The sequence below is a fragment of the Agromyces binzhouensis genome (assembly GCF_004135055.1).
Classification (GTDB): Bacteria; Actinomycetota; Actinomycetes; order Actinomycetales; family Microbacteriaceae; genus Agromyces; species Agromyces binzhouensis.
Genome location: NZ_SDPL01000299.1, coordinates 1 through 3898, shown reverse-complemented (window position 1 = coordinate 3898; position 3898 = coordinate 1). Strand labels below are relative to the sequence as shown.

At 71.6% G+C, this 3898-nt stretch carries 7 protein-coding genes; 2 read left to right on the top strand and 5 right to left on the bottom strand.

Annotated features, from left to right (window positions below):
- The 4 genes from ESO86_RS12920 to ESO86_RS12905 all read right to left on the bottom strand — a co-directional run.
- A partial coding sequence (locus tag ESO86_RS12920; protein ID WP_129235395.1) for a PhzF family phenazine biosynthesis isomerase occupies positions 1 to 768 on the bottom strand: 768 nt, incomplete at its 3' end.
- Between the two features lie 128 nt (positions 769 to 896).
- Positions 897 to 1316, bottom strand: coding sequence for a VOC family protein (locus ESO86_RS12915; RefSeq protein WP_129235394.1), 420 nt, complete (start codon positions 1314 to 1316; stop codon positions 897 to 899).
- A gap of 47 nt (positions 1317 to 1363) precedes the next feature.
- Positions 1364 to 1849 carry an SRPBCC family protein gene (locus ESO86_RS12910; RefSeq protein WP_129235393.1) on the bottom strand — a complete coding sequence of 162 codons (486 nt, stop codon included), beginning with the start codon at positions 1847 to 1849 and terminating at the stop codon, positions 1364 to 1366.
- Between the two features lie 4 nt (positions 1850 to 1853).
- On the bottom strand, positions 1854 to 2219 hold the full coding sequence (locus ESO86_RS12905; protein ID WP_129235392.1) for an ArsR/SmtB family transcription factor: 366 nt from the start codon (positions 2217 to 2219) through the stop codon (positions 1854 to 1856).
- A 148-nt stretch (positions 2220 to 2367) separates the two neighbouring features.
- On the opposite strand from ESO86_RS12905, the gene ESO86_RS12900 reads away from it, so the two are divergent.
- Positions 2368 to 2796 carry a VOC family protein gene (locus ESO86_RS12900; RefSeq protein ID WP_129235391.1) on the top strand — a complete coding sequence of 143 codons (429 nt, stop codon included), beginning with the start codon at positions 2368 to 2370 and terminating at the stop codon, positions 2794 to 2796.
- 126 nt (positions 2797 to 2922) lie between these two features.
- Here the strand turns inward: ESO86_RS12900 and ESO86_RS12895 are convergent, their stop codons facing one another.
- Complete coding sequence (locus ESO86_RS12895; RefSeq protein WP_129235390.1) at positions 2923 to 3126, bottom strand: cold-shock protein; 204 nt, start codon at positions 3124 to 3126, stop codon at positions 2923 to 2925.
- 335 nt (positions 3127 to 3461) lie between these two features.
- Here ESO86_RS12895 and ESO86_RS12890 point away from each other — a divergent pair, with 335 nt between their 5' ends.
- Positions 3462 to 3887, top strand: coding sequence for a sulfite exporter TauE/SafE family protein (locus ESO86_RS12890; protein ID WP_129235389.1), 426 nt, complete (start codon positions 3462 to 3464; stop codon positions 3885 to 3887).
- Positions 3888 to 3898 lie beyond the last annotated feature (11 nt).

Sequence of the window (3898 nt, the reverse complement as noted above, 5' to 3'; positions counted from 1 at the left end):
CTGCACGATGACGACGCGCGCAGGCGGCGCGACGGCGCCGAGTTCGCGCAGGTAGCCGCCGACCGCGGCCGCAGCGGCGCCGGTGGCCGGGTCCTCCACGATCGAGCCGACCGGGAAGATGTTGCGCGCCTCGAATCGGAGGCCGCCGTCGGGCGCGTCGGCCAGGCGGCGCAGCACGGTGATCGTCGCCGGCCAGCCGTACTCGTCCATGAGCGCCCGGGCCCGGCCCGGGTCGAACGTGAAGTCGTCGAACGCCCGGGAGTCGGCGAGGACGAGCACCGGGTGGCGATTGCCCCCGAACGCGATCCGCGGCGGGTGGCGCTCGTCGAGGGCGCCCGCGTCGAGTCCGACGAGGTCGAGCAGTTCGGAGAGGACCTCCGCCGGCATGGGCTCGACCCGGGGCTCCACGCTCGTGAAGGAGGCCACGATGCGTCCGTCGACCTCGGCGGTCTCGATGGCCACCTCGCCCACGGGCGTCGCGAACCGGATGCGGCCCGGCCCCTCGCGTTCGGCGACGGCGACCGCGGTCGCGACGGTCGCGTGGCCGCAGAAGGGCACCTCGGCGACGGGTGAGAAGTAGCGGATGCCGCGGACCTCGCCGTCGCCGCCTGCGACGAACGCCGTCTCGGCGTAGCCGACCTCGCCGGCGACGGCGAGCATCGCGGCGTCGTCGAGCGCGGCCGCATCGAGGACGATGCCGGCGGGGTTGCCGCCGGTGGGGTCGGTCGTGAACGCGGCGTAGCGGAGGATCTCGGGCTGTGCGGGCATGCTCCCATGGTCGCTCGCGGGCCCCCGCCTCGTCGCGGTCCGATTCCGCACCGGTGGCCTGCCCGCGGGCGGCCTCGAGATGACGCGAACCGCTCGACGTGGGAGCTCGTGGAGCGGTTCGCGTCATCTCACCTGTCGCCGTCGGGGGCCGGGATGAGCGGCCGATCGGCGCGCGCGCGGATCTGCTGCACGGCCCAGGTGTTGCCGTCGGGGTCGGCGAACCCGAAGAACGTTCCGCCGTCGCGCGGGTCGATGACCTGGATCGGGCTCGCCTCGACGCCGCGGGCGACGAGTTCGGCCCGCGCCGCCTCGGCATCGGCGACGACGAGCTGCACGCCCTTCAGCGAGCCCGGCGCCATCTCGTTCTGCGCCGGGAGCGTGCCGAGGACGATCGAGCAGCCGGAGCCGGTCGGCGTGAGCTGCGCGAACCGGTGCTCGCCGGCGTGCGTGTCGTGGTCGAGGGCGAACCCGACCCTGTCGCGGTAGAACTCGATCGCGCGGTCGATGTCGGCGACGGGCACGATGACGACCTCGAGGGTCCAGTCCATGGTGAGCTCCTCTCGGTGGGTGCGAGGCGGTCGACGGATGCCGCGGCTCAGCCCGCGAGCACCGCGTCGAGCCGCTCGTAGCCCTCGATGACGCCCTTCGCCATGCCGTGCTCGACCATGGCGTCGCGGGCCTCGAGGCTCGGGTAGACGGCGTGGCCGCGCAGGCGCGTGCGGCCGTCGCCCAGGTCCTCGAACGTCATCGACTCGATGCTGACGATGTCGGGCGCGCCCTCGAACTCGAACGTCTGCACGGCGATCTCGTTCTCGCGGATGGAGTGGAACGTGCCGTTGAAGGCCCAGCGCCCGCCGTCGGGGTCGACGTGGACGTAGCGGTAGCCGCCCTGCGGTCGGAAGTCCCAGCGCTCGATCTGCATGTCGTAGCCGTTCGGTCCGAGCCACTGCCGGACCTTCTCAGGGTCGCGGTGGGCGTCGAAGACGGCGGCCACGGGCGCGTCGAAAACGCGCTCGATGTCGACGTAGGGCAGACCCTCGGGGGCGTCGATGGTGACGGGGTTGGTGGTCTCGGTGGTCATGGTGTCAGTCCTGTTCGGCGGATGCCGCGGCGTCGCCGCCGTCGGCGGAGGCGAGCAGCGCGTCGAGACGACGGAATCGCTGCTCGTGGATGAGGCGGTAGCGGTCGATCCACTCGGTGAGCGTCTCGAGCGCGGCCGCGTCGAGGTGCACGGGGCGACGCTGCGCGTCGCGGCTCCGGGTGACGAGCCCTGCTGTCTCGAGCACCTGGATGTGCTTCGACACCGCCTGGGTGGTGATGTCGAACGGTTCGGCGAGTTCGGTCACGGTCGCCGGCCCACGGCTGAGCCGGGCGACGATGCTGCGGCGCACCGGGTCGGCCAGCGCCATGAAGGCGCGGTCGAGCCGATCGTCGGCGGCTGCGGCATCCATTATTCAACCAATCGCTTGATCAACTAGATGGTTGTTAATGTACGACGAGCACGCCCGCTCCGTCAAGGGCTCTCGCAGATGTCACCCCTCGGGTGCAGGATCGGCGGGGCGGGCGATTCCGCCCGCCCACGACCCTGAAGGAGTCGCCATGTCCGTCACGCTCAACCCGTACCTCAGCTTCCGCGACGAAGCGCGCGAGGCGATGGAGTTCTACCGGTCGGTGCTCGGCGGCGAACTCGAGCTCAGCACCTTCGCCGAATTCGGCCAGGGCGACGAGGCGGCCGAGGCCGACAAGATCATGCACGGCCGGCTCACGTCGGACCACCTGACGCTCATGGGCGCCGACACCCCGAACGAGATGCCCTACGAGGCCGGCACGAACTTCGCGGTCTCGCTCAGCGGCGGCCCGGACGACGAGGCGACGCTCCGCGGGTACTGGGAGGGGCTCGCCGAGGGCGGCACCGTGGTCCTCCCGCTCGAGCAGTCGCCGTGGGGCGACGCGTTCGGCATGCTGACCGACCGGTTCGGCGTGCAGTGGATGGTGAACATCGGCCAGGCCGGGCCGGTCGACGGCTGACGCCTGATCCGAGCGCGTCGGGGTGCACCCGATCCCTCGACGCGCACCCGGCGGATACGGCGAACGCCGGGTCGGAACGTGTCCGACCCGGCGTTCGGGTGCGCGGGCGCCTGCGCCCGCAGGCGATCAGATCGCGCGGATGTTCTCCGCCTGCAGGCCCTTCTGGCCCTGCACGACGTCGAACTCGACGTTCTGGCCCTCTTCGAGCGAACGGTAGCCGTTGCCCGTGATGGCGCTGAAGTGCGCGAAGACGTCGGGGCTCCCGTCAGAGGGAGCGATGAAGCCGAAGCCCTTTTCGGAATTGAACCACTTGACGGTTCCGGTAGCCATACTGCTTTTTCCTTCGTTCGAACCGGGCCGAACGATTCGGCCCGTCACGTTCGGCCGTTCGGCCGTCCGCAGGCCCGGCAACGCTTGACTGCCGGGCGGGTGGTCCGAGGGGCCGGCCACGCTTCGCGTGCGCTGCCCTCGGTCTCGGGTCATGCCTGCGGAACGTGCCGCCTCCGGGCAATCAATCGTGATACGGGCGGTCGCCCGCGTATGGAGGAACCTTCAGCGTATCCCATCCGCCTGTGCGTCCGCAGGACGTCGCCGTCACGTCCGTCACATTCGCATCGGCGCCGCTCCCCGTCGGCCCGAGCCCCGACCGCCGCTAGAGTGACCGGGTGCCGACCCCAGCACCCGACCCCGACGCGGCACCGGCCGCGCCCGCCGCATGGCGGCTCGTCGTCGTCGGCGTGCTCGGGGGGCTCCTCTCGGGCCTGTTCGGGGTGGGCGGCGGCATCGTCATGGTCCCGCTCCTCATCCTCCTCGCCGGCATGGACCAGCGCCGCGCCGCGGCGACCTCGCTCGTCGCGATCGTCCCGACGGCGCTCGTCGGCTCGATCGCCTACCTCGTGAACGGCCAGGTCGACCTCGTCGCGGCCGCCCTCGTCGCGGCCGGGGGCATCGTCGGCGGCTGGATCGGCGCGACGCTGCTCGCACGGCTCCCGCTGGAATGGCTGCGCTGGCTGTTCATCGCGATGCTCGTCGTCGTGGCGATCCGCCTCGCGTTCGGCGCGCCCGACCGCGAAATCGGAAGAGCCGTGTAGGGAAAGAGGTA

What these genes read in the sequence shown, in the direction of transcription:
- ESO86_RS12915 (WP_129235394.1), bottom strand. Translation starts at nt 1,316, where the DNA reads ATGGACTGGACCCTCGAGGTCGTCATCGTGCCCGTCGCCGACATCGAC.
- ESO86_RS12910 (WP_129235393.1), bottom strand. Translation starts at nt 1,849, where the DNA reads ATGACCACCGAGACCACCAACCCCGTCACCATCGACGCCCCCGAGGGT.
- ESO86_RS12905 (WP_129235392.1), bottom strand. Translation starts at nt 2,219, where the DNA reads ATGGATGCCGCAGCCGCCGACGATCGGCTCGACCGCGCCTTCATGGCG.
- ESO86_RS12900 (WP_129235391.1), top strand. Translation starts at nt 2,368, where the DNA reads ATGTCCGTCACGCTCAACCCGTACCTCAGCTTCCGCGACGAAGCGCGC.
- ESO86_RS12895 (WP_129235390.1), bottom strand. Translation starts at nt 3,126, where the DNA reads ATGGCTACCGGAACCGTCAAGTGGTTCAATTCCGAAAAGGGCTTCGGC.